The following is a 19,939-nucleotide window of genomic DNA, read 5'->3' on the forward strand; positions in this document are numbered from 1 at the left end:
GCTTCACCTGGGACCCCTCCGAACGATTCGGTGGGGTCCCTGGTATTCCCGGCCGGGTCGGCCGCCCGCACGGCCCAGCGCCTACTGTGGCCCGCATGGCGACCAATGCAGAGATCGGCGTGATCGGCGGCTCGGGGCTGTACTCCTTCCTGGAGGACGTCACCGAGGTCCGCGTGGACACCCCCTACGGAGCGCCCAGCGACTCCGTCTTCCTCGGTGAGATCGACGGCCGGCAGGTCGCGTTCCTGCCCCGGCACGGCCGCGGCCACCATGTGCCGCCGCACCGCATCAACTACCGCGCCAATCTGTGGGCACTGCGTTCGGTCGGTGTCCGCCAGGTGCTCGGCCCGTGCGCGGTGGGCGGTCTGCGGCCGGAGTACGGCCCGGGGACGCTGCTGGTGCCGGACCAGCTCGTGGACCGTACGAAGTCGCGCGTCCAGACCTATTACGACGGCGAGCCCTGGGCGGACGGCACGGTGCCGAACGTGGTGCACCTCGGCTTCGCGGACCCGTACTGCGCCGAGGGCCGCAGGGCCGCGCTGGCGGCGGCGCGCGGCCGGGACTGGGAGGCCGTGGACGGCGGGACGCTGGTGGTCGTCGAGGGACCCCGCTTCTCGACCCGCGCCGAATCGCGCTGGCATGCCGCGATGGGCTGGTCGGTGGTCGGCATGACGGGCCACCCGGAGGCCGTGCTCGCCCGTGAACTGGGCCTCTGCTACACGACGATGACGCTGGTCACGGACCTGGACGCGGGTGCCGAGGCCGGTGAGGGCGTCTCCCACGAGGAGGTGCTGAAGGCGTTCGCGGCCAATGTCGACCGGCTGCGCGCGGTCCTCTTCGACACCGTGGCCGGCCTCCCGAAGGAGCGCGTGTGCGCGTGCGCCCACGCGCTGGACGGGATCGACACGGGGATCGAGCTGCCGTAGCGCGGTGCGCCGCGGGCGTCCCTCCCGCGGATGAGGGAGCTTTCGGCATCGCGGGAGGAGCCCCCCCCGACGCCGTCCCTCCCGCGGGTGAGGGAGTTTTCCCCAAGCTGTGGACCGTCCACAGGGCTCGGCGGGAATCGTGCGGATGCCGGATCGTGGGAGCCGTGCGCCGGAGAACCGGTGGCCGGGCCCCGCGGTCCGGTTTCCGTTGTCCGGCCCGTTCCGGGCGCCGGCCCTCCGGCCGCCCGGACTCCGGTCCCTGTCGCTCCCACTCCGGGCGGTGTTCGTCATGTCCTCGTACGGATCCCCTTCCACATCCCGCTCCTCCTCCGCATCCTGTTCCCGCTCCACGACCACGGCCGCGCCCCTTCCTCCGCCCGCGCCCCTTCCTCCGCCCTCGGCCGCGCCCCCGCCGTGCGGGGTGCCGCCCTTTCCGCCGCTCCGGGTGCGCGGGGGCGTCGGACACCGGCTGCGTCGGGCGGTGCGGCGGCAGCGGCGGGCCCTGGCTGCCGGACTGGCGCTGACAGCGGCGGCGCTCGCCGCCTCGGGGGCGGTGGGGGGCGAGCGGGGCGACCCCGGGGGCGGGCCGAGGGCCGTGGCGGCCGGTACGGCGGCGGAGCGCGCCTCGCCCCCGGCGCCGCTGGTGTCGGCGCCGGTCCGGATCGCCGACGCGGCGGCCGTACGGCTGTTGCGGCCGGGAGACCGGGTGGACGTCGTCGCGCCCGGCGCCGACGGGGCCGGGGGCCGGGTGCTCGCCGAGGGGGCCCGGGTGGACCGGGTGCCGTCACCGTCCGGCGAGGCGTCCGGGAGCGACGGCGCCCTGGTCGTGCTCTCCGTGCCGAGGGCGACGGCCACGAGGCTCGCGGGCGCCGGGATGGCGGCCGGGCTGGCGGTGATCCTGTGCTGATTCGTACTGACGAACCATCATGTCACCTGACATCAGCCGCGAATGGGGTGGTTTCTCCCTCTACTGCCGTAAGTTTCGGAACAGTTGACTCCACTTATGGCACATGCGAAGGACGGCTCACCCGTGAGCGAGAAGAAGAAGGTCAGTCTGCTGGAGGGCTTCAAGGCCTTCCTGCTGCGCGGCAATGTGGTCGACCTGGCGATCGCGGTCGTCATCGGCGCCGCGTTCACGAACATCGTGAACTCCGTCGTCAAGGGCGTCATCAATCCGCTCGTCGGCGCCTTCGGCACCAAGGACCTGGAAAGTTACAGCTCCTGCCTCAAGGGCCCCTGTGTGACGGACCCGAAGACGGGCGAGGCGACGGAGGGAATCCGGATCCTGTGGGGTTCGGTGCTCAGCGCCACCCTGAGCTTCCTGATCACCGCGGCCGTCGTCTACTTCCTCATGGTCCTGCCCATGGCGAAGTACTTCGCCCGCCGGGCGGACCAGGAGGCCGCGAAGGAGGGCGTGCAGGAGACCCTGGAGGTCACCGAGCTGGAGGTCCTCAAGGAGATCCGCGACACGCTGGTCGCCCAGCGCGCCGGGGGCGGCGGGCCCGCGGAGGGCGGCGCGCGGGAGTAGCGCGCCCGGGGCCGGCGCGATGCGGCGGCCCCGGACCCGGGGGGTCAGATGTGGTGCGGCGGCTTCTCGTCGAGGAAGCGCGCGAGATCCGCCGCACTGCCGGCCGAGGGGGCCCGCTCACCCCAGCCCCGGTCCGTATCGTCCGAGGACTGCTGGTCCAGCGGATCGTCGAAGACCAGGGCCGGCCGGGGCTTCGGCCGGGGCCCGGCCGGTGCGTCCGGCTTCGCGTCGCGCGGGCCGGGGGCGGGGGCGGTACTCATACGTCCAGGGTACGGCCGCCGCGTGCACGGCCGCCCGCCGCACTCGGGGGCGCGACGGACGGCCGGGTCTGCGGACCGCCGGGGCCCCGGGACCGGGAGCCTCCCGGCCACCGGGGTCACGGGTCAGCGGTCCTTCGGGTCGAGCCACCACAGCCCGAGGACGACCAGGAACGACAGGCACAGGAACCCGGCTCCCCACCAGGCGGTGCCGGTGTGGCCCTCCATCCACTCGTCGACGATGACCGTCAGCCCCCAGAGCTGGCCGATGACGACGGTCATGGCCAGGGCGAGCCGGGCGGTCAGCTTCGAGGACCGCTCGGGCTCCTGGTCGGTGCCCGCGCCGGGCCCCGGGCCGGTGCGGTGGACGCGGGGGTCGCCGTAGCCGCTGGTGGGGCGGATCTGGGGATAGCGCTCATGGACCGGCCGGTTGAGTTCGGGGCGGGCGCTGCCGGGGTGGTACTCGGGATAGCCCGGGGTGCCGGGCCGCTCGGCGTCGCTCATGCCGGCCTGCCCGGGGTCTCGGGCGCGACGGCCCCGGTGCCGGTGGTGCCCGGGGCGTCGGGCGCCTCGGCGCCCCCGCGCACTCCGGGGCAGCCGATCCGGGAAGCGAGGTCCGGGCGGTCGCTGCCGAGCTGGCGGCAGAGTCCGTGCTCGACGCTCTCGCCGGAGCGGGTGGTGCCGATGGCCCAGACGCTGCCGTCGGTCTGCTCGGTGAGGACGACCTTGGGCAGCCCGCGCGGCGGGGGCCCCGCGGTGACCTCGCCGGTGCGGGCGTCGAAGACGCCCTCGTGGCAGGGGCAGTACAGCTCGCCCTCGGAGCCCCGGTCCTTGCGCCACAGGACCGCGCAGGCGAGGTGGGTGCAGATGGCGGAGTAGCCGACGAGGGTGCCGTCGTCGAGGCGTACGGCGACCGCGCGGTCCTCCTCCTCGGGGTAGTGGAAGGAGACGGACTCCCCGGGCAGCAGCTGGGCGGCGATCCGCTTGGGCGCGGGTGCCTTGCCGTCCTCGGGGTCGCCGTGGCGGGGCAGCATGCCTCCGGCCACGCCCAGGCCGCCGACGGCGAGGCCGCCGGAGACCGTGGCGACGATCCGCAGGTAGTCGCGGCGGGTGGTGAGCGAATCGGCGGCGATGCGGTCGTGGAGGGCCTCGCGGGGGTCCCCGGAGGGCGGCTGTTCGGTGACGCTCATCGGCGGACGTCCTTCCCGTTGATCTCCACGACGGGCAGGCCGCCCGGCACCGGCCACTGGACGCGTTCGGCGGGGACCACCATGGCCACGCCGGTGCGCACCTCGCTCTCGCCGAAGACGAAGCTGTCGGCGACCTGGACGCCGGGGCGCTCGGCCTGGAGCTCCTCGACGGTTCCGTAGAAGAGGGCGCCGGTGGGGCAGACGGTGGCGCACATGGGGGCGAGACCGTAGGCGGTGCGGTCGTAGCAGAGGTTGCACTTCATCTGGAGCTTCGCCTGGAGGTCGATCTTGGGAACGCCGAAGGGGCAGGCGTTGACGCAGTTGGCGCAGCCGATGCAGCGGGTGGTGTCGGCCTGCTGGACCACGCCGTCCGCGGTCACCAGGATCGCGTCGGCGGGGCAGACCTCGGCGCACGGGGCCACGGGGTCCTCGCAGTGCATGCAGACGGTGGGAAGGGAGGCGACGGAGTGGCCCTCGTCGGTGTAGTCGAGGTGGATCATCGACTTGCCCCGGTGCGAGTCGCATTCGCGGCAGGCGGAGACGCAGGCCTGGCAGCCGATGCAGCGCCCCGGGTCGATGAAGATCGTTCTGCCCATCATGGGGCGTCAGCTCCTTTCCGAGGTGCCGCGGCCCTGCGGGGACGTGGGCGGCAGCGGGTCCGTCCGGGAGACCTGGGCCCCGGGGTAGGCGACGTGGCCGGGTGGGACCGGGGGCGCGGGGACCTCGTCGATCTTCTCGGCGTGCTCGATGCGGCAGGCGCACACCTTGTACTCGGGGATCTTGGAGCGGGGGTCCAGCGCGTCGATGGTCAGCGCGTTCGCCGCGGTGGGGACGGGCCAGTGGTACGGGACGAAGACGGTGTCGGGGCGGATCGCCTCGGTGACCAGGGCGGGGAAGACCTCGCTGCCGCGCCGGGTGACGACGCGGACGGGTTCGCCGTTGCGGAAGCCGTGCGAGGGGTGGACCTCGACCCAGGGGCGCGGGGTCTGCTCGACGAGGCCGCCGAGGCGGCGGGTCTGGTTGCCGGAGAGGAAGTGGGCGACGGTGCGGCCGGTGGTGAGGGACATGGGGTGTTCGTCGTCGTACGGGTCCATCGGCAGGTGCCAATCGACGACCTGCATATGGATCTTGCCGTCGGGGTGGTAGGTCCGGCCGTCCTCGAAGAGGCGGGGGGTGCCGGGGTGGTCGGTGGAGGGGCAGGGCCAGGCGATCCCGCCGGTCTCCTCCAGACGTTCGTAGGTGATGCCGTAGTAGTCGTTGACGGTTCCGGCGGAGGCGATCCGCAGTTCGTCGAAGACGGCCCGGGAGTCGTCGAAGGCGAATTTGTCACCGGCGCCGAGGCGCCGGGCCAGTTCGCACATCACCCAGGTGTCGGTGCGTACGCCCGGCGGCGGTTCCTGGGCCTTGTTGTGCTTGACCACCCGGGCCTCGGCGTTGGCCATGACGCCGTCGTCCTCGGCCCAGGTGGTGACGGGGAAGACGACGTGGGCGTTGGCCGCGGTCTCGGAGAGGAAGAAGTCGCACTGGGCGTGGAACTCGGCGGTGTCGTAACCGCTCTTGACCACCTGGTAGTTGGGGAGGGAGACGAAGGGGTTGTTGCAGATGCCGATCAGGCCGCGGATCTCGCGGCGCTGCATCTGCCAGACCATTTCCATCATGGAGGTGCCGGCGGGCGGGAGTTCGGACTCCTCGATGCCCCAGATCTCGCAGATCTGGCGGCGGTGCTCGGGGTTGGTGATGGAGCGGCCGCCGGGGAGCAGGTCGGACTTCTGGCCGTGCTCGCGGCCGCCCTGGCCGTTGCCCTGGCCGGTGATGGTGCCGTAGCCGGCGCCGGGCCTGCCGATGTGTCCGGTGGCGGTGCAGAGGTTGATCACGGCGAGGCAGTTCTCGACGCCCTGGGAGTGGTGCTCGATGCCGCGGGCGTGCCAGGCCATGGCTTTGGGGGCGCGGGCGAAGGTGCGGGCGACCCGGACGATCTGTTCGGCGGGGATGCCGCAGATCTCGGCTGCGCGGGCCGGCGGGTACTCGGCGACCTTGGCCTTCACCTCCTCCCAGCCGGTGGCGTGGGCGGCGAGATAGGCCTCGTCGGTGAGTCCTTCCTCGATGACGACCTGGAGCACGGAGTTGAAGAACGCGGAGTCGGTGCCGGGTTTGAGGGCCACGTGGATGTCGGCGGTGCGGGCGATGGCGGTCTCGCGCGGGTCGACGACGATGAGGCTGGCGCCCCGGTCGCGGGCGCCCCAGACGTACTGGGTCATCACGGGGAAGCACTCGCCGACGTTGGACCCGGCGATCAGCAGGCAGTCGGTGAGGAGGATGTCGGAGAAGGGGTTGCCGGCCCGGTCGATGCCGAAGGCGAGCTTGTTGGCGCCCGCCGCGCTGACCATGCAGAGCCGGCCGTTGTAGTCGACGTGCCGGGTCTTCAGCGCGACGCGGGCGAACTTGCCGACCAGATACGTCTTCTCGGAGAAGAGGCTGGCGCCGCCGAGCAGTCCGAAGGCGTCCTTGCCGTAGGCCTGCTGGATGCGCTTGATCTCGGACACGGTGAAGTCGAGGGCCTCGTCCCAGGAGACCTCGCGGAACTCCTCGTCGCGGGAGCGGCGCATGAGCGGGGCGGTGAGCCTGTCGGGGTGGTTGATCTGCTGGTAGGCGTTGATGCCCTTGGGGCAGAGCCGCATCCGGTTGATGTCGTGGTTGCGGGGTTCGACGCCGAAGACCTTGCCCGCGTGGTCGACGCGCAGATACATCCCGCACTGGACGCCGCAGAAGCAGCAGTGGGTGGGGACGAGCGTCTCCCCGTTCTGATCGGCGTGCCACTGGTCGGCGGGGATGCCTCCGGCGTCGCGGAAGCCCCGGGTGCCGGGCGGGGCGAGGGAGGGGTCGAGGGGCACGGTCGCAGGGGTGCCGGCGTGCGGGTCCGCGGTCACTTGAAGCCCTTCTTCACCTGGGAGAGGTAGGCGCTGCCGCGCAGCACCCGCTTGCAGCGCGGGCAGTACTCGGCCCACTCGTCGAAACCGAGGCTGAGGTCGCGCATGGTGCCGCGGAGGTTGTCGACGTAGGGGGCGGTGTCGATCGGTTCCTCGCAGCGGCGGCAGCTGAAGACCTGGTCGTCCTGCCGGCCGGTGTACTTGAACAGCTGCATGCCGACGGCGGCCGGGCGCTGGACGATGTGGAAGAACTTCCCGAAGGGGATGTAGATGAGGGTGAAGACCACCGACACCATGTGCAGGATCGCGAGGAACTCGTATCCGCCGCCGTGCAGGAAGATCGAGGAGAAGGTGAGGAGCAGTCCGGTCACGGAGATGACGATCAGCGCGATCAGCGGCACCAGGTCGTAGGCGAACCGCTGCCCGGTGATGGCCCCGCGGTCCTTCATCCGGCGCCACAGGAAGTAGGAGGCGCCGGGGATGACGAGGACGGCGGCGATGTCCAGGCCGTGGAACATCAGCCAGCCGAGGAAGTCCAGCGAGTCGAACCCGATGATCTTGAAGCCCCAGATCCGCATCTCGTAGCCGGGGCCCGAGCCGGTGCCCGAGGTGAAGGTGAACCAGCCCCAGGTGAGCGGGAAGGTGATCAGCGCGGCCAGGACGCAGCCCCAGAAGATCAGCTGGTGGGCGGCCCAGCGGGCGTGCGAGCGGGCGCCGAGGAACTTCTGGAAGCCGAGGTAGGTGGCGATCATCTTCGGCAGGGCGGTGGGGGCCTTGCGGAAGTTCTCGGCGGAGAAGAGGCTTCCCCAGCCCTTCTTGAACAGCCGTCGGGCCCCCGGGGCGGAGACCCAGACCGTGTAGCGGTAGGCGACGCCGAAGGCGAGGAAGACCGTGGCCACGGCGTACGGCAGGAGCGCGGAGTCGAAGTTCTCCAGGAGCCGGCTGCCGAGCACGATGGCCAGGACCAGCAGGAGGGAGACGATCACACCGGCGGCGGTGGCGCGGCCGGTGACGGACTTCGGTACGGCGCCGGCGAGGCGGGAGGGGCCGCCCGCGGGCGGCGGGTCGGTGGCGCGGCCGGTGGCCGACTGCGGTGCGGCGCCGGCGCCGGGCGTGGGCTGCGCGGCTGCGTCGGAGGCTTCTGGTGGCTCGGTCACCCCGTCACCGTAGGTCCGTACGGGACGATTGGACCTGTTTTGTGTAGCTACGGGGTGAGCGCGTCGTGTGAGGGCTCCGGGCCGGCGGGCGGCGGGGCGTCTCGTGGGTACGTTCACCCGTGCACGGCACCCGCATCGGCCGCCCACCCCGAGGAGTCCCGGATGACCGCCCCCACCACCCCTCCCCCGGCGTCCGCCCGCAGGGACGCGCTGACCGATGTCGCGGGGGTGCGCGTCGGCCACGCCCGGGTCGAGGGGGAGGGCGCGCTGACCGGCACCACCGTGGTCCTGGCGCCCGAGGGCGGCGCGGTGGCCGCCGTCGACGTGCGCGGCGGCGGCCCGGGGACCCGTGAGACGGACGCGCTGGACCCGCGCAATCTGGTGCAGCGGATCGACGCGGTGGTCCTCACCGGCGGCAGCGCGTACGGACTCGACGCGGCGTCCGGGGTGATGGCCTGGCTGGAGGAGCGGGGGCGCGGGGTGCGGGTCGGGCCCGATCCGGCGCAGGTGGTCCCGGTGGTGCCGGCGGCGTGCGTCTTCGACCTGGGGCGCGGCGGTGACTGGCGGGCGCGGCCGGACGCCTCGACCGGGCGGGCGGCGGTGGAGGCGGCCGCGGCGTCGGAGCCGGGCGCGGCGGTCGGGCAGGGCTGCGTCGGGGCGGGGACGGGGGCGGTGGCCGGGCAGTTGAAGGGCGGGGTGGGCACGGCGAGCGTGCTGCTGCCGTCCGGGGTCACGGTGGCGGCGCTGGTGGTGGTGAACGCGGCGGGTTCGGTGCTCGATCCGCACACGGGGGTGCTGTACGGGGAGTACGGCGGGGCCGAACCGGCCGTGGCGCCCGCGCCGGAGGTCCACCGGGCGGCGCGACGGCGCCTGGAGGAGGCGCGCGACGCGTCCGCGCGCCCCCCGCTCAACACCACGCTCGCCGTCGTCGCGACGGATGCCGCGCTGGGCCGCGCGCAGGCGCAGAAGCTCGCGGGGACCGCGCACGACGGGCTGGCCCGCGCCGTCCGGCCGGTCCATCTGCTGACCGACGGGGACACCGTCTTCGCGCTCGCCACGGGCGCGCGGGAGCTCGACCCGGCGGACCCGGTCGCGCTCAACGGCCTGCTGGCGGCGGGTGCGGACGCGGTGACGCGCGCGATCGTGAAGGCCGTCCGGGCGGCCACGGGTGTCGTGGGCACCGGGAGCGGCGGCGGCACGTTCCCCTCGTACGGCGATCTGTACGGCGCACCGGCGGGACCGGACGCGTCCCCGGCCGACGAAAGCGGACGATCCGACTCCCCGTCCGCGTAAGGAAGTTCGGCCGGACGGGGAACCTTCTGCGTGTGCCGTACGTTTTTCTCAACCCCGGTCACGATGTCGGACCCAGGGACTACGTTGAGCACGCACCACGTAACACGCGGCGACGGCCTGGAGACAGCACCTTGAGCGATCCGTACGAGACTACCGAGCAGCACCTCGACCGACTCCTGCGACGGGCTCTCAACTCGTTCGACCTGCCGGACAGCACGGTCGACCGGCTCGGCACCGCGCTCGCCCACAGCAGCGCGCTGCACTCCTCGCACCACAGCGCGTCCCTGCACCGCGAGACCTACCGGCACACGTATCTGCTGGCCGACGGCTCGGCGATGACGCTGTGGGAACTGGTGCACCGCGGTCCGCGCGTGGCCGGCGTGCGCTGCTGCGAGGGCCCGGACGACCGCCAGTACGAGCTGTACGACGAGGAGGCCGATGTCCACGTCGCCGCGTCCCGGCTGGCCGGCGGCTTCAGCGAGGCCCCGCTCTTCGGGGACGACGGGCCGCAGGCCGATCTGGAGATCCTGACCGCCCTGATGGCGGCTCCCCCGGCCCCGCTGCCCCGGATGTACGCGCCGGACAACTCGGCGGACCACGCCCGGCGGGTGCTGCGCCGCGCGGAGAACCGCGACGTGCCGGGCGAGGAGACGGCCACCCTGCTGCGGGCCGCCTTCGCGCACCACATCACGCAGATCTTCGGCCGGCAGTGCCGGGTGGACGGCCGGGACGCCGGCTTCACCCTGTACGAGCACGCCTTCCTGCTGCTGGACGGCAGCGAGACCAGCCTGTGGGAGGTCGAGCACACGGCGACGCCCGACGGTCGCCACATGTGCGAGGTGTACGGCGACGAGGAGGCGGCCCGCTGCGCGATGGAGAGCCGTACGCGCATCTGCTGACGCCGCGCCTCGGAGCCGTACGAGCGCCGTCGGAAACGGCGGTGCCCGCTCCCCCTGCGGGGTGCGGGCACCGCTGTTCTCCTCCGTCCCGTCCGCGCGGGTCAGTGGGTGAGCACCGGCTCCTCGGCGGGTGCCGCGGCCTCGGTGGGCCCGGCGTCGTCGCCGCCGCCCTCCACGTGCTGCTTCGGCCGGGCCGGCAGGGCGAACATCAGCAGGAAGATCGCGGCGAGCACACCGGCCACCCACCAGAGCGAGTGCTCGAAGGCGTCGGCGAACGCGGGGCCGATCTGCGGCGGGGTCAGCCGGTCGCCGATCGAGCCGAAGAAGACCACCGAGACGAGCGCGAGCCCGAGGGCGTTGCCCATCTGCTGCACGGTGTTGAACAGCCCGGACGCCGAACCCGAGTGCTCCTTGGGGACCTCGGAGAGCACCGCGTCGGCCAGCGGGGCGACGATCAGCCCCATGCCGACACCCATGACGACCAACGGCAGCGCCATCTGCCAGGACGTGATGCCCATCCCGTAGCGGCCGGACTCCCAGATGTAGAGCAGCAGTCCGGCGATCATGAGGAGCGCACCGGCCTGGAGGACCTTGCGGCCGTAGCGCGGCACGAGTTTCTGGACGGAGATGCCTGCCGCGGCGGAGACCGAGACGGAGAACGGGATGCCGGTGGTGCCGGCCCGCAGCGCGCTCCAGCCGAGCCCCTGCTGCATGTAGAGCGTCCAGACCAGGAAGAAGATGCCGAGGCCGACGCCGAAGGTCAGCTGCACGGCGATGCCCGCGGCGAAGCTCTTGACCCGGAACAGCGACAGTTCGATCAGCGGCGATCCGGTCCGTGCGGCCTTCGCCCGCTCGAACACCACCAGCACGAGGAGGACGAGGAGGCTGCCGGCCATCGACAGATAGCCCCACAGCGGCCAGCCCAGTTCCTCGCCCCGGGTCAGCGGGTAGATCAGCATGAGCATCCCGAGGGTCACCAGCACCACGCCGGGCAGGTCGAGGCGGAGCGCCCGGGGTGCCTTGGACTCGGTGATGAACATCCGGCCCAGGATCAGTCCGGCGATGCCGACCGGCAGGTTGATCAGGAAGATCGGGCGCCATTCGAGTCCGGCGATGTTCCACTCGGTGAGCAGCGCGCCCAGCAGCGGGCCGGAGACGGCGCCGAGGCCGACGATCGCGCCGAAGAGGCCGAAGACCTTGCCGCGCTCGTGCGCCGGGAACGTGGCGTGCACGATCGACAGCACCTGCGGGACCATCAGGGCGGCGGTGCCGCCCTGGAGGATGCGGGAGGCGACGAGCATCTCCGGGTTGGCGGCGAATCCGCAGAGGGCGGAGGCGAGCGTGAAGCCGCCGATGCCGATGAGGAAGATCCGCTTGCGGCCGTAGATGTCGCCGAGCCGGCCGCCGGTGATCAGCCCGGCGGCGAAGGCCAGGGCGTATCCGGCGGTGATCCACTGGATCGAGCTGAACGTGGCGCCGGTGTCCCGCTGGATGCTCGGGATGGCGATGTTGACGATCGTGACGTCGACCAGGTCCATGAAGGCGGCGGTCATGACGATGGCCAGGGCGAACCACCGGCGGCGGTCCGACGGGGCCGGGGACACCGCTCGGGTGTCCGCCGACGGCAGGGATGCGGAAGAAGTCATATGAGAAAGGTAAACAGGCAATAGGTCAGGTCGTGTCCCAATGGACGGGCATCCTGGGTGACATGACCGACACTCCGGCACGACTGCTGAATCTGCTGTCCCTGCTCCAGACACCCCGCGAGTGGCCGGGCAGCGAGCTCGCCGAGCGGCTCGACGTCAGCCCCCGCACGATCCGGCGCGACATCGACCGCCTGCGCGACCTGGGCTATCCCGTCGAGGCCTCGCGGGGCTCGGTCGGCGGCTACCGGCTGGTGGCCGGTGCGGCGATGCCCCCGCTGCTCCTGGACGACGAGGAGGCGGTGGCGATCGCGGTGGGCCTGCGGGCCGGCGCCGGGCACGCCATCGAGGGCGTCGACGAGGCGTCCGTACGGGCCCTGGCCAAACTGGAGCAGGTGCTGCCCTCGCGGCTGCGGCACCGGGTCTCCGTCCTGCAGAACGCGACGATGCCGCTGACCCGCGGCGACGGTGCGACGATCGACACGGCGACGCTGACCGTGATCGCCTCGGCTGTGACGGGGCGGGAGCGGCTCCGCTTCGCCTACCGGGCGGGCGACGGCGCCGAGACCCGGCGGCAGGTCGAGCCGTACCGGCTGGTGAGCACCGGATGGCGCTGGTACCTGGTGGCGTACGACCTGGAGCGGGCGGACTGGCGCACCTTCCGGGTGGACCGGGTGAGCGATCCGTTCGCCACGGGGGCGCGGTTCGCCCCTCGGGAGCTGCCGACCGGGGACGCGGCGGAGTACCTCAGCAAGTCGATGGCGCGGATGCAGCCGGAGCTGGAGATCGAGGTGAGCTTCGCGGCCCCGGCGGAGTTCGTCGCCTCGCGGCTGCCGCGCTCGATGGGGCCGGTGGAGCCGGAGGGCGAGCACCGCTGCCGGTTGCGGGCCACCGTCACGGACGCGCTGGAGTGGGTGGCGGTGCGGCTGGCGCTGGTGGACTGCGAATTCACCGCGCACGCGCCGCCGCAGCTGGTGTCCTACCTCGACGATCTGGGCGCCCGGCTCAGCCGTGCGGCGATTCCTGCGCCCTGACCGGCGGGCCCGGTCGGAAGCCGGTCGGAAGCCGGTCGGAAGCCGGTCGGAAGCCGGTCGGAAGCCGGTCGGAAGCCGGTCGGAGGCCGGTCGGAAACCTGCCGGAAAAGGGATGAGCCCCGGCGCCAGGGGGGGTGGGCGCCGGGACTCAGCTCAGGGGGGCCGCCGTGGTGAAGCGGCCCAATTCGGAGGTTACTGGACGCGAGGTCACGCCGCAGCGTCAAAGCCCGTGTCGTGAGCCATTCGCTTCAGTTCGAGCAGGGCGTGCTTCTCTATCTGGCGGATCCGCTCGCGGGTGAGGCCGTGCTGCTTGCCCACCTCGGTCAGGGTCCGCTCGCGGCCGTCCTCGATCCCGTACCGCATGCGGATGATCGACGCGGTGCGCTGGTCGAGCTTGCCGATCAGCTCCTCCAGCTCCTCGCTGCGCAGCAGCGTCAGCACGGACTGCTCGGGCGAGACCGCGGAGGTGTCCTCCAGGAGGTCACCGAACTGCGTGTCGCCGTCGTCGTCCACGGACATGTTGAGACTGACCGGGTCGCGGGCCCAGTCGAGCACGTCGCCGACGCGCTCCGGGGTGGAGCCCAGCTCGGCGGCTATCTCCGCGTGCTCCGGGTCGCGCCCGTGCTCGCGGTTGAACTCGCGCGTCACCCGGCGGATCCGGCCGAGCTCCTCCACCAGGTGGACGGGGAGCCGGATCGTGCGGGACTGGTCGGCTATGGAACGGGTGATGGCCTGGCGGATCCACCACGTCGCGTACGTGGAGAACTTGAAGCCCTTGGCGTAGTCGAACTTCTCGACCGCGCGGACCAGACCGGCGTTGCCCTCCTGGATCAGGTCGAGCAGGGGAAGCCCGGCCCTGGGATAGCGGCGGGCGACGGCAACGACGAGCCGGAGGTTGGAACGGATGAAGACGTCCTTGGCGCGCTCGCCCTCGGCGGCCAGCGCCTCCAGCTCCTCGCGCGAGGCACCGCCCGCGTCGCTCTCCACCTCCTTGTCGAGGATCTGCCGGGCGTAGACGCCCGCCTCGACGGCCTGCGAGAGCTCGACCTCCTTCGCTGCGTCGAGCAATGGCGTACGCGCGATCTCGTCCAGGTACATGCCGACCAGGTCGCGATCGGCGATCTCCCCGCCTGTGGCGCGAACACTGCTTGCCCGGTCGGTCCCGCCGGTGGCGGACGAACGTCGGGCGACGGCACGGGTTGCCATGCGTGCTCCCTTGCTGAGTAGGTCGCGACACCCTTTCGGGTGCCCTGCATCCGATGGAAACAACGACTGGAATCCGGACAGAATTCCCATGACCGGCATTGAATTTCGCGATCATGCAGTACCCTGTGCCGCCGACCAGGAGGACGCATGGCCATATCGGGAACGGATCCGCAGGTCAGACCGGCCGTCGAGAGCGATCTGCCGGCGCTGACGGACATCTACAACCACTACGTCCGTGAGACGGCCGTCACCTTCGACACCGTCCCCTTCACCCCCGAGCAGCGGCTGTCCTGGCTGCGCACGCGCGCCGGGGACGGTCCGCACCGTCTCCTGGTGGCCCTGGAGACCGGAGGTACGGAGGAAACGAGCGGGGCGGGCCCCCGGTTCCTGGGGTACGCCACCAGCAGCCCGTTCCGCGCCAAGCCCGCCTACTCCACCTCCGTGGAGGTGAGCGTCTACTGCTCCCCCGACGCGGTGGGCCGGGGCGTCGGCCGGCTCCTCTACACGGCGCTCTTCGAGGCCCTGGCCGGGCAGGACCTGCATCGCGCGTACGCCGGGATCGCCCTGCCCAACGCGGCCTCGGTCGGGCTGCACGAGCGCTTCGGCTTCCGCCATGTCGGCACGTACGAGGAGGTCGGCCGGAAGTTCGGCCGGTACTGGGACGTCGCCTGGTACGAGAAGCGCCTGCGACCGGGGACCTAGGTCCCGGGCCCGCGCGGCCGGGACCACGGTCCGTTCCGGGACGGCGGCCCGGTGCCTAGCGTGGGGTGACATGAGTCTCACGCAGAGCAGCACACCGTCCGACACCTCCGGAACCCTCGACGAGGCGCTGGAGCGCCTCCACTCCTTCGGCCCCGAGCGGGAGGGCTGGCTGAGCAACCACGCCCCGATGGCCGTGGAGGCGCTGGTGCGCCACGGCCAGGCGCCGGGGGTGCACCGCTGGATCGACCACTACCGGGGACGGCTGGAGGACATGCCCGTCCCGTTCGCCGAGGTGACCCCGGAGAACTGGCGGGAGGCACTGGGCGACCCCCGGCGCATCGCCGACTGGACGCGGTTCTTCGTCCGCGAGACGGAGGAGCGGCCCTGGCGGGCGGTCCTCGCGGAGTGGTGGCCCCGGCTGCTGCCGGGCATCGCGGCCGGCGCCACCCATCCGGTGATCCGGGTCGGCCATGCCGTGCGCACCCTGCTGGACACCGAGGAGAACGCGCCGCGCGTCGCCGAACTGGCCCACGGACTCGGCTACTGGGCGGCCCGCCACCAGCCGCTGCCCGAACTGTCCGCGCAGGCCCCGGCGGCCGACGCCGCGGCCGCGCTGGACGCCGTGGCGCGGGTGCCCGACCAGAGCGGCGGCATCCGGGCCCGGCTGGGGCAGCTCACCGCGTTCCCGGTCTGGCCGGACCGGGCGGTGACCGGGCCCGACGCCGCCCGGGAGCGGCTGGAGGAGCTGGTACGCGCCGCCACGCACCGCTACGAGACCCACGGCCACGGGGAGCCGACCATGCTGGTCCACGCGGCGACGGCACCCAACGCGGTGCTGCGCACCCTGCCCGCCCTCCCCGGCGGGCTGTGGGCACCGAGCCTGGACGCGGCCTGGGCGGCGAGCGCGGCGGTGACGGCGGCCTACGCCCCGGAGCGGCCCCGGGAACCGGTCCCCGACGGGGTGGTGCCGACCGCCGAGGAACTGTTCGCCCGAGCGGCCGCCCACGGCGACGACCACACGATCAAGTTCACCGACACGGCGCTGGACGTCGGTGACCCGCGCGCCCTGGCCGCCGCGCTCCGCTCGGTGGAGATGAACCCGCCGACCCTGTGATCCGCGGAACCCGCCCCGCCCCTGGCCCACCGGCCGGGGCGGGGCGGGTGCGTGCCGTCCGTCAGCCGTACTGGAGCGAGCGCTTGGCCAGGCCCATCCAGAAGCCGTCGATCATGCTGCGCCCCTGGTCCAGCTCCTGCTCGGCGGCGCCGAGGGTGACGAAGAGCGGGGCGAAGTGCTCGGTGCGGGGGTGGGCGAGCCGGCCCGCCGGGGACTTGTTCTCGAAGTCCAGCAGGGCGTCGATGTTCTGCTCCCGGAGCGCCTGGTGGCCCCAGTCGTCGAACTCCGCCGACCAGCCGGGCGTGCCGCCGCCGGTGTGCCGCAGCGCGGCGAGGTTGTGGGTGAAGAAGCCGCTGCCGACGATCAGGACGCCCTCGTCGCGCAGGGGCGCGAGCTTGCGCCCGATGTCCATCAGCTTCTGGGGGTCCAGCGTCGGCATGGAGATCTGGAGGACCGGGATGTCGGCCCCGGGGAACATCTCGACGAGCGGGACGTACGCCCCGTGGTCCAGGCCGCGGTCCGGGATGTCCTGGACGGGCGTACCGGCGCCGCGCAGCAGCTTGCGGACGCTCTCGGCGAGGGCGGGGGCGCCCGGGGCGGCGTACTGCACCCGGTAGTAGTGCTCGGGGAAGCCCCAGAAGTCGTAAACGAGCGGAACGGTCTCCGTGGCGCCCAGGGCGAGCGGGGCCTCCTCCCAGTGGGCGGAGACCATGAGGATCGCGGTGGGGCGCGGCAGCCCGGCCGACCAGGCTGCCAGCTCGCCGGGCCAGACCGGGTCGTCGGCCAGCGGCGGGGCGCCGTGCGAGAGATAGAGGGCGGGCATGCGCTCCGCGGTGACTGTCATGACACTCCCCATCCGCTGCTGGTCAAGGTAAGTCTTCTTCTGGGCGTCGAGGTTCAGAAGGAAGCCTTCGGAAGGAACTGTTCTTTAATCTTCAAGTTCCTACCTTCGGAGACCTTAGCTCTATCTAGTTCAACTTTCAAGAAAAGGTCGTACAGTGGAGCACATGACCACGGCATCCACCGGTGAGCAGCCTCGTTGGCTCACCGACGAAGAGCAGGGCGTCTGGAGTGCGTACCTCCACGCCACCACGCTGCTGGAGGATCACCTCGACCGCCAGTTGCAGCGCGATGCCGGCATGCCGCACATCTACTACGGGCTGCTGGTCCAACTCTCCCGGGCGCCGCGCCACCAGAAGCGGATGACGGAGCTGGCCAAGGACGCCAAGATCACCCGCTCCCGGCTCTCGCACGCCGTCGCCCGGCTGGAGAAGAGCGGCTGGGTCCGCCGGGAGAACTGTCCGTCCGACAAGCGCGGCCAGAACGCCGTTCTCACCCAGGAGGGTTACGAGATGCTGCGCCGCTCGGCCCCGGGTCACGTCGGCGCCGTACGCCAGGCCATGTTCGACCGGCTCACCCCCGAGCAGCTGCGGGCGCTCGGCGAGATCATGCGCGTCGTGGCCTCCGGACTGGAGCCTGAGGGCACGGACGCGGACCTGCCCTGGCTGCGCTGACCCCCTCCGTCCGTGGGCAGACCGCCGCCCCGGTCCCGTGCGTACGGGACCGGGGCGGCGGCGCGTCCGGGCGGGGTCGCGTCCGGGCGGGTGCCCGGGTCAGTGGGCGACGACCGGGACCCTGACCTCGTCCTCGGCGCCCTCGGCGGTGCCGGAACCCGCGGGGGTGACCGAGGCCTCCGGGCGGCCCGCGTTGACGAAGGTCACCGCGATGGCGGCGGAGGCCACCAGGATGCCGACGGCCCACCAGATGGCACCGGTGAAGCCGTGCACCATCGACTGGAGCTTCAGCAGCTCCGGGTCGGTGGCCCCGAGCGCCGCGTGCGAGGTGGCGTACGCCGTGGCGGCGGAGGCGGCGATGGTGTTCAGCAGGGCCGTACCGATGGCCCCGCCGACCTGCTGCGAGGTGTTGACCATCGCGGAGGCCACACCGGCGTCACGCGCCTCGACCCCGTGGGTGGCCAGCGACATGGCGGGCATGAAAGCCGTACCCATGCCCAGACCCATCAGCAGCTGACCCGGCAGGATGACCGCCGCGTACGAGGAGTCGACCTGCAGCTGGGTGAGGATCAGCATGCCGACGGCGGCGGTGAGGAAGCCGGGGCCCATCAGCAGCCGGGCCGGGACCCGGGTCATCAGCCGGGCGCCGATCTGCGTGGACCCGGCGATCATGCCGACGATCATCGGCATGAAGGCGAAGCCCGTCCGGATCGGCGAGTAGCCCTTGACGACCTGGAGGTAGTACGTGAGGAACAGGAACAGGCCGAACATCGCGATGACGGCCAGGCCCAGCGAGAGGTAGACCCCGCCCCGGTTGCGGTCCATGACCACGCGCAGCGGCAGCAGCGGGGACTTCACCCGGGACTCGGTGAGGACGAAGGCGAGCAGCAGCACGGCGGAGGCGACGAACGTGCCGATCGTCAGCGGGTCCGACCAGCCGCTGGACTCGGCGCGGGTGAACCCGTACACCAGCGAGACCAGGCCCAGCGCCGAGAGGACGACGCCCGGGATGTCGAGCGAGGAGCGGTTGCGGCTGCCGGCCGGCTCGCGGATCACGAAGTACGCGCCGAGCGCGGCGACGATCGCGAACGGGATGTTGACGAAGAACGTCCAGCGCCAGTTCAGCGCCTGGGTGAGGAAGCCGCCCAGGATGAGGCCGACGGCGCCGCCGCCACCGGCGATCGCACCGTAGATGCCGAACGCCTTGGCGCGCTCCTTGGCGTCGGTGAACATCACGGCCAGCAGCGAGAGCGCGGCCGGGGCCAGCAGGGCACCGAACACGCCCTGGAGGGCGCGGGAGCCGAAGAGCATGGCCTGGTTCTGCGCGGCACCGCCGAGCGCGGAGGCCAGCGCGAAGCCGACCAGTCCGACGACGAAGGTGCGCTTGCGGCCCCAGAGGTCGGCTATGCGGCCGCCGAAGAGCAGCAGCCCGCCGAAGGCGAGGGCGTAGGCCGTGATGACCCACTGCTTGTTGGCGTCGGTGATGCCGAGGTCCGTCTGGGCGTGCGGCAGCGCGATGTTCACGATGGTGGCGTCGAGCACGACCATCAACTGGGCGAGGGCGATGAACGCCAGCGCCTTCCAGCGACTGGGGTCCGGGAGTCGGGTATCAGCTGTTTTTGACATGGGGGTAGCCACCTAAGGACGCGCGGAGGCGCGCGGGATCGTGAACCGTGGTCCGGTGCGGACGCGAGGGGCCCGGGGCATGGCCGGGTGAGGGCTCGGGACGGACGCCCGTCAGGAAGCGGGCGCGGGAACGGGAGAAGCAGGAGGAACGGCAGGAACGGGAAGCGGGAGGGTGGGTCGGAAAAGGGTGCGCAGGTGGTCGAGGCGGTGCGGGCGCGCGGCCGGGTCCGGTCGGGATCCCGGCGCGGGCGTCAGGTCCGTCGCCTCAGGTCCTCCAAGGTCGCCGCCGTTCCGGGCAGTTCGGACCGGGCCGGAGCCTCCAGTCCGTCCAGGAACAGCTGGATGTGGCGGTGGGTGAACCGGTCGATGTTCGGGCAGGCGATGCCCGGCAGCGGCCGGGTGAGCTGAGAGAGGACGACCAGGACGTCACCGACGGCGATGTCGGCGCGCAGGCGTCCCGCGGACTGGGCCCGCTCGACGAGCCCTTCGACGGCCTCTTCGAGGCGCCGGCGCTCGGCGAGCAGTTCGGGGTGGTCCTTGTCGAAGCCGCCGGACAGCATGGGGCACAGGGCCCCGATGCGTTCGTCGGCCGCCGCGTGCACGAAGCGGCTGAGCGCGGCGAAGGGATCCCGCTCCTGACGCGCGGCCTCGTCGGCGCGGTCGGTGATGCGTGAGGTGACCGCGAGGACGACCTCGTGCGTCAGGGCGGCCCGGTCGGGGAAGTTCCGGTAGAGCGTCGCGTTGCCGACACCCGCGCGGCGGGCGACCTCGTCGAGCGGCACGTCCGGCCCGAACTCGACGAACATCTCCCGCGCGGCCGTCACGATCCGTTCCCGGTTGCGCAGCGCGTCGGCCCTCGGTCGGGGCGTACGCGGCCGCGCGCTCCCGGGCGCGGTAGGTGCGACGGTCTCCACGGCGATGCT

Annotated in this window: 20 protein-coding genes; 9 read left to right on the forward strand and 11 right to left on the reverse strand. The window is 72.3% G+C overall.

What is annotated here, in order from left to right; all coding sequences use genetic code 11:
• Positions 1–95 precede the first annotated feature (95 nt).
• The 3 genes from ACFVDM_RS29615 (at position 96) to mscL (ending at position 2,454) form a co-directional block, all read left to right on the forward strand.
• Positions 96–926: an S-methyl-5'-thioadenosine phosphorylase gene (locus tag ACFVDM_RS29615; protein WP_383647117.1), complete on the forward strand. Its 831-nt coding sequence runs from the start codon at positions 96–98 to the stop codon at positions 924–926.
• A 481-nt stretch (positions 927–1,407) separates the two neighbouring features.
• Complete coding sequence (locus ACFVDM_RS29620; protein WP_383647124.1) at positions 1,408–1,833, forward strand: hypothetical protein; 426 nt, start codon at positions 1,408–1,410, stop codon at positions 1,831–1,833.
• Between the two features lie 96 nt (positions 1,834–1,929).
• Positions 1,930–2,454, forward strand: a complete 525-nt coding sequence (gene mscL / locus ACFVDM_RS29625) for a large conductance mechanosensitive channel protein MscL (protein WP_383647129.1) — start codon at positions 1,930–1,932, stop codon at positions 2,452–2,454.
• Between the two features lie 44 nt (positions 2,455–2,498).
• Here mscL and ACFVDM_RS29630 read toward each other — a convergent pair whose 3' ends face one another.
• From ACFVDM_RS29630 to ACFVDM_RS29655, 6 genes are all read right to left on the reverse strand, one after another.
• A complete protein-coding gene (locus tag ACFVDM_RS29630; RefSeq protein ID WP_383647135.1) occupies positions 2,499–2,714 on the reverse strand; it encodes a hypothetical protein in 216 nt (71 codons plus the stop codon).
• A gap of 123 nt (positions 2,715–2,837) precedes the next feature.
• The gene (locus ACFVDM_RS29635) at positions 2,838–3,215 is read right to left on the reverse strand and encodes a hypothetical protein (RefSeq protein ID WP_383647141.1); all 378 of its coding nucleotides are present in this window, start codon (positions 3,213–3,215) and stop codon (positions 2,838–2,840) included.
• Entirely contained in the window at positions 3,212–3,901 is a 690-nt protein-coding gene (locus tag ACFVDM_RS29640) for a ubiquinol-cytochrome c reductase iron-sulfur subunit (RefSeq protein WP_383647149.1), read from the reverse strand. Before ACFVDM_RS29640 ends, ACFVDM_RS29635 begins: the two co-directional genes overlap by 4 nt.
• Positions 3,898–4,500, reverse strand: coding sequence for a 4Fe-4S dicluster domain-containing protein (locus ACFVDM_RS29645; RefSeq protein WP_383647156.1), 603 nt, complete (start codon positions 4,498–4,500; stop codon positions 3,898–3,900). Before ACFVDM_RS29645 ends, ACFVDM_RS29640 begins: the two co-directional genes overlap by 4 nt.
• A 6-nt stretch (positions 4,501–4,506) precedes the next feature.
• A complete protein-coding gene (locus tag ACFVDM_RS29650) occupies positions 4,507–6,828 on the reverse strand; it encodes a molybdopterin oxidoreductase family protein (RefSeq protein WP_383647164.1) in 2,322 nt (773 codons plus the stop codon).
• Positions 6,825–7,985: an MFS transporter gene (locus ACFVDM_RS29655; protein ID WP_383647168.1), complete on the reverse strand. Its 1,161-nt coding sequence runs from the start codon at positions 7,983–7,985 to the stop codon at positions 6,825–6,827. The genes ACFVDM_RS29650 and ACFVDM_RS29655 overlap by 4 nt, the downstream gene beginning before the upstream one ends.
• 162 nt (positions 7,986–8,147) lie before the next feature.
• Between ACFVDM_RS29655 and ACFVDM_RS29660 the strand changes: the two genes are divergently transcribed.
• Both ACFVDM_RS29660 and ACFVDM_RS29665 read left to right on the forward strand, forming a co-directional pair.
• Positions 8,148–9,278 carry a P1 family peptidase gene (locus ACFVDM_RS29660; RefSeq protein WP_383647175.1) on the forward strand — a complete coding sequence of 377 codons (1,131 nt, stop codon included), beginning with the start codon at positions 8,148–8,150 and terminating at the stop codon, positions 9,276–9,278.
• A 131-nt stretch (positions 9,279–9,409) separates the two neighbouring features.
• The gene (locus ACFVDM_RS29665) at positions 9,410–10,177 is read left to right on the forward strand and encodes a DUF6227 family protein (RefSeq protein WP_383647182.1); all 768 of its coding nucleotides are present in this window, start codon (positions 9,410–9,412) and stop codon (positions 10,175–10,177) included.
• A gap of 101 nt (positions 10,178–10,278) precedes the next feature.
• Here the strand turns inward: ACFVDM_RS29665 and ACFVDM_RS29670 are convergent, their stop codons facing one another.
• On the reverse strand, positions 10,279–11,823 hold the full coding sequence (locus tag ACFVDM_RS29670; RefSeq protein WP_383647187.1) for an MFS transporter: 1,545 nt from the start codon (positions 11,821–11,823) through the stop codon (positions 10,279–10,281).
• A 62-nt stretch (positions 11,824–11,885) separates the two neighbouring features.
• Between ACFVDM_RS29670 and ACFVDM_RS29675 the strand changes: the two genes are divergently transcribed.
• Positions 11,886–12,854, forward strand: coding sequence for a helix-turn-helix transcriptional regulator (locus ACFVDM_RS29675; protein ID WP_383647195.1), 969 nt, complete (start codon positions 11,886–11,888; stop codon positions 12,852–12,854).
• Positions 12,855–13,061: 207 nt separating this feature from the next.
• Here ACFVDM_RS29675 and ACFVDM_RS29680 read toward each other — a convergent pair whose 3' ends face one another.
• Positions 13,062–14,060 (reverse strand): RNA polymerase sigma factor RpoD/SigA, encoded by a 999-nt coding sequence (locus tag ACFVDM_RS29680; protein ID WP_383647203.1) that lies wholly within the window; start codon positions 14,058–14,060, stop codon positions 13,062–13,064.
• 147 nt (positions 14,061–14,207) lie between these two features.
• On the opposite strand from ACFVDM_RS29680, the gene ACFVDM_RS29685 reads away from it, so the two are divergent.
• Both ACFVDM_RS29685 and ACFVDM_RS29690 read left to right on the forward strand, forming a co-directional pair.
• Positions 14,208–14,762 (forward strand): GNAT family N-acetyltransferase, encoded by a 555-nt coding sequence (locus ACFVDM_RS29685; protein WP_383647210.1) that lies wholly within the window; start codon positions 14,208–14,210, stop codon positions 14,760–14,762.
• A gap of 70 nt (positions 14,763–14,832) precedes the next feature.
• Positions 14,833–15,876, forward strand: coding sequence for a questin oxidase family protein (locus ACFVDM_RS29690; protein WP_383647216.1), 1,044 nt, complete (start codon positions 14,833–14,835; stop codon positions 15,874–15,876).
• 61 nt (positions 15,877–15,937) lie between these two features.
• Here the strand turns inward: ACFVDM_RS29690 and ACFVDM_RS29695 are convergent, their stop codons facing one another.
• Positions 15,938–16,720 carry a dioxygenase gene (locus tag ACFVDM_RS29695; RefSeq protein ID WP_383647222.1) on the reverse strand — a complete coding sequence of 261 codons (783 nt, stop codon included), beginning with the start codon at positions 16,718–16,720 and terminating at the stop codon, positions 15,938–15,940.
• 154 nt (positions 16,721–16,874) lie between these two features.
• Between ACFVDM_RS29695 and ACFVDM_RS29700 the strand changes: the two genes are divergently transcribed.
• Positions 16,875–17,390, forward strand: coding sequence for a MarR family winged helix-turn-helix transcriptional regulator (locus ACFVDM_RS29700; protein ID WP_383647231.1), 516 nt, complete (start codon positions 16,875–16,877; stop codon positions 17,388–17,390).
• Between the two features lie 99 nt (positions 17,391–17,489).
• On the opposite strand, the gene ACFVDM_RS29705 is transcribed toward ACFVDM_RS29700, so the two are convergent.
• Positions 17,490–19,016, reverse strand: a complete 1,527-nt coding sequence (locus ACFVDM_RS29705; RefSeq protein ID WP_383647236.1) for an MFS transporter — start codon at positions 19,014–19,016, stop codon at positions 17,490–17,492.
• A 251-nt stretch (positions 19,017–19,267) separates the two neighbouring features.
• Positions 19,268–19,930: a TetR/AcrR family transcriptional regulator gene (locus ACFVDM_RS29710; RefSeq protein ID WP_383647242.1), complete on the reverse strand. Its 663-nt coding sequence runs from the start codon at positions 19,928–19,930 to the stop codon at positions 19,268–19,270.
• Positions 19,931–19,939: the final 9 nt, after the last annotated feature.

The organism is Streptomyces sp. NPDC057682 (genome assembly GCF_042799575.1).
Taxonomy (GTDB): Bacteria; Actinomycetota; Actinomycetes; order Streptomycetales; family Streptomycetaceae; genus Streptomyces.

Excerpts from the sequence above, each read along its gene's own strand:
- ACFVDM_RS29615 (WP_383647117.1), top strand. The coding sequence starts at position 96 with ATGGCGACCAATGCAGAGATCGGCGTGATCGGCGGCTCGGGGCTGTAC.
- mscL (WP_383647129.1), top strand. The coding sequence starts at position 1,930 with ATGGCACATGCGAAGGACGGCTCACCCGTGAGCGAGAAGAAGAAGGTC.
- ACFVDM_RS29630 (WP_383647135.1), bottom strand. The coding sequence starts at position 2,714 with ATGAGTACCGCCCCCGCCCCCGGCCCGCGCGACGCGAAGCCGGACGCA.
- ACFVDM_RS29635 (WP_383647141.1), bottom strand. The coding sequence starts at position 3,215 with ATGAGCGACGCCGAGCGGCCCGGCACCCCGGGCTATCCCGAGTACCAC.
- ACFVDM_RS29640 (WP_383647149.1), bottom strand. The coding sequence starts at position 3,901 with ATGAGCGTCACCGAACAGCCGCCCTCCGGGGACCCCCGCGAGGCCCTC.
- ACFVDM_RS29645 (WP_383647156.1), bottom strand. The coding sequence starts at position 4,500 with ATGATGGGCAGAACGATCTTCATCGACCCGGGGCGCTGCATCGGCTGC.
- ACFVDM_RS29660 (WP_383647175.1), top strand. The coding sequence starts at position 8,148 with ATGACCGCCCCCACCACCCCTCCCCCGGCGTCCGCCCGCAGGGACGCG.
- ACFVDM_RS29670 (WP_383647187.1), bottom strand. The coding sequence starts at position 11,823 with ATGACTTCTTCCGCATCCCTGCCGTCGGCGGACACCCGAGCGGTGTCC.
- ACFVDM_RS29675 (WP_383647195.1), top strand. The coding sequence starts at position 11,886 with ATGACCGACACTCCGGCACGACTGCTGAATCTGCTGTCCCTGCTCCAG.
- ACFVDM_RS29680 (WP_383647203.1), bottom strand. The coding sequence starts at position 14,060 with ATGGCAACCCGTGCCGTCGCCCGACGTTCGTCCGCCACCGGCGGGACC.
- ACFVDM_RS29685 (WP_383647210.1), top strand. The coding sequence starts at position 14,208 with ATGGCCATATCGGGAACGGATCCGCAGGTCAGACCGGCCGTCGAGAGC.
- ACFVDM_RS29690 (WP_383647216.1), top strand. The coding sequence starts at position 14,833 with ATGAGTCTCACGCAGAGCAGCACACCGTCCGACACCTCCGGAACCCTC.
- ACFVDM_RS29695 (WP_383647222.1), bottom strand. The coding sequence starts at position 16,720 with ATGACAGTCACCGCGGAGCGCATGCCCGCCCTCTATCTCTCGCACGGC.
- ACFVDM_RS29705 (WP_383647236.1), bottom strand. The coding sequence starts at position 19,016 with ATGTCAAAAACAGCTGATACCCGACTCCCGGACCCCAGTCGCTGGAAG.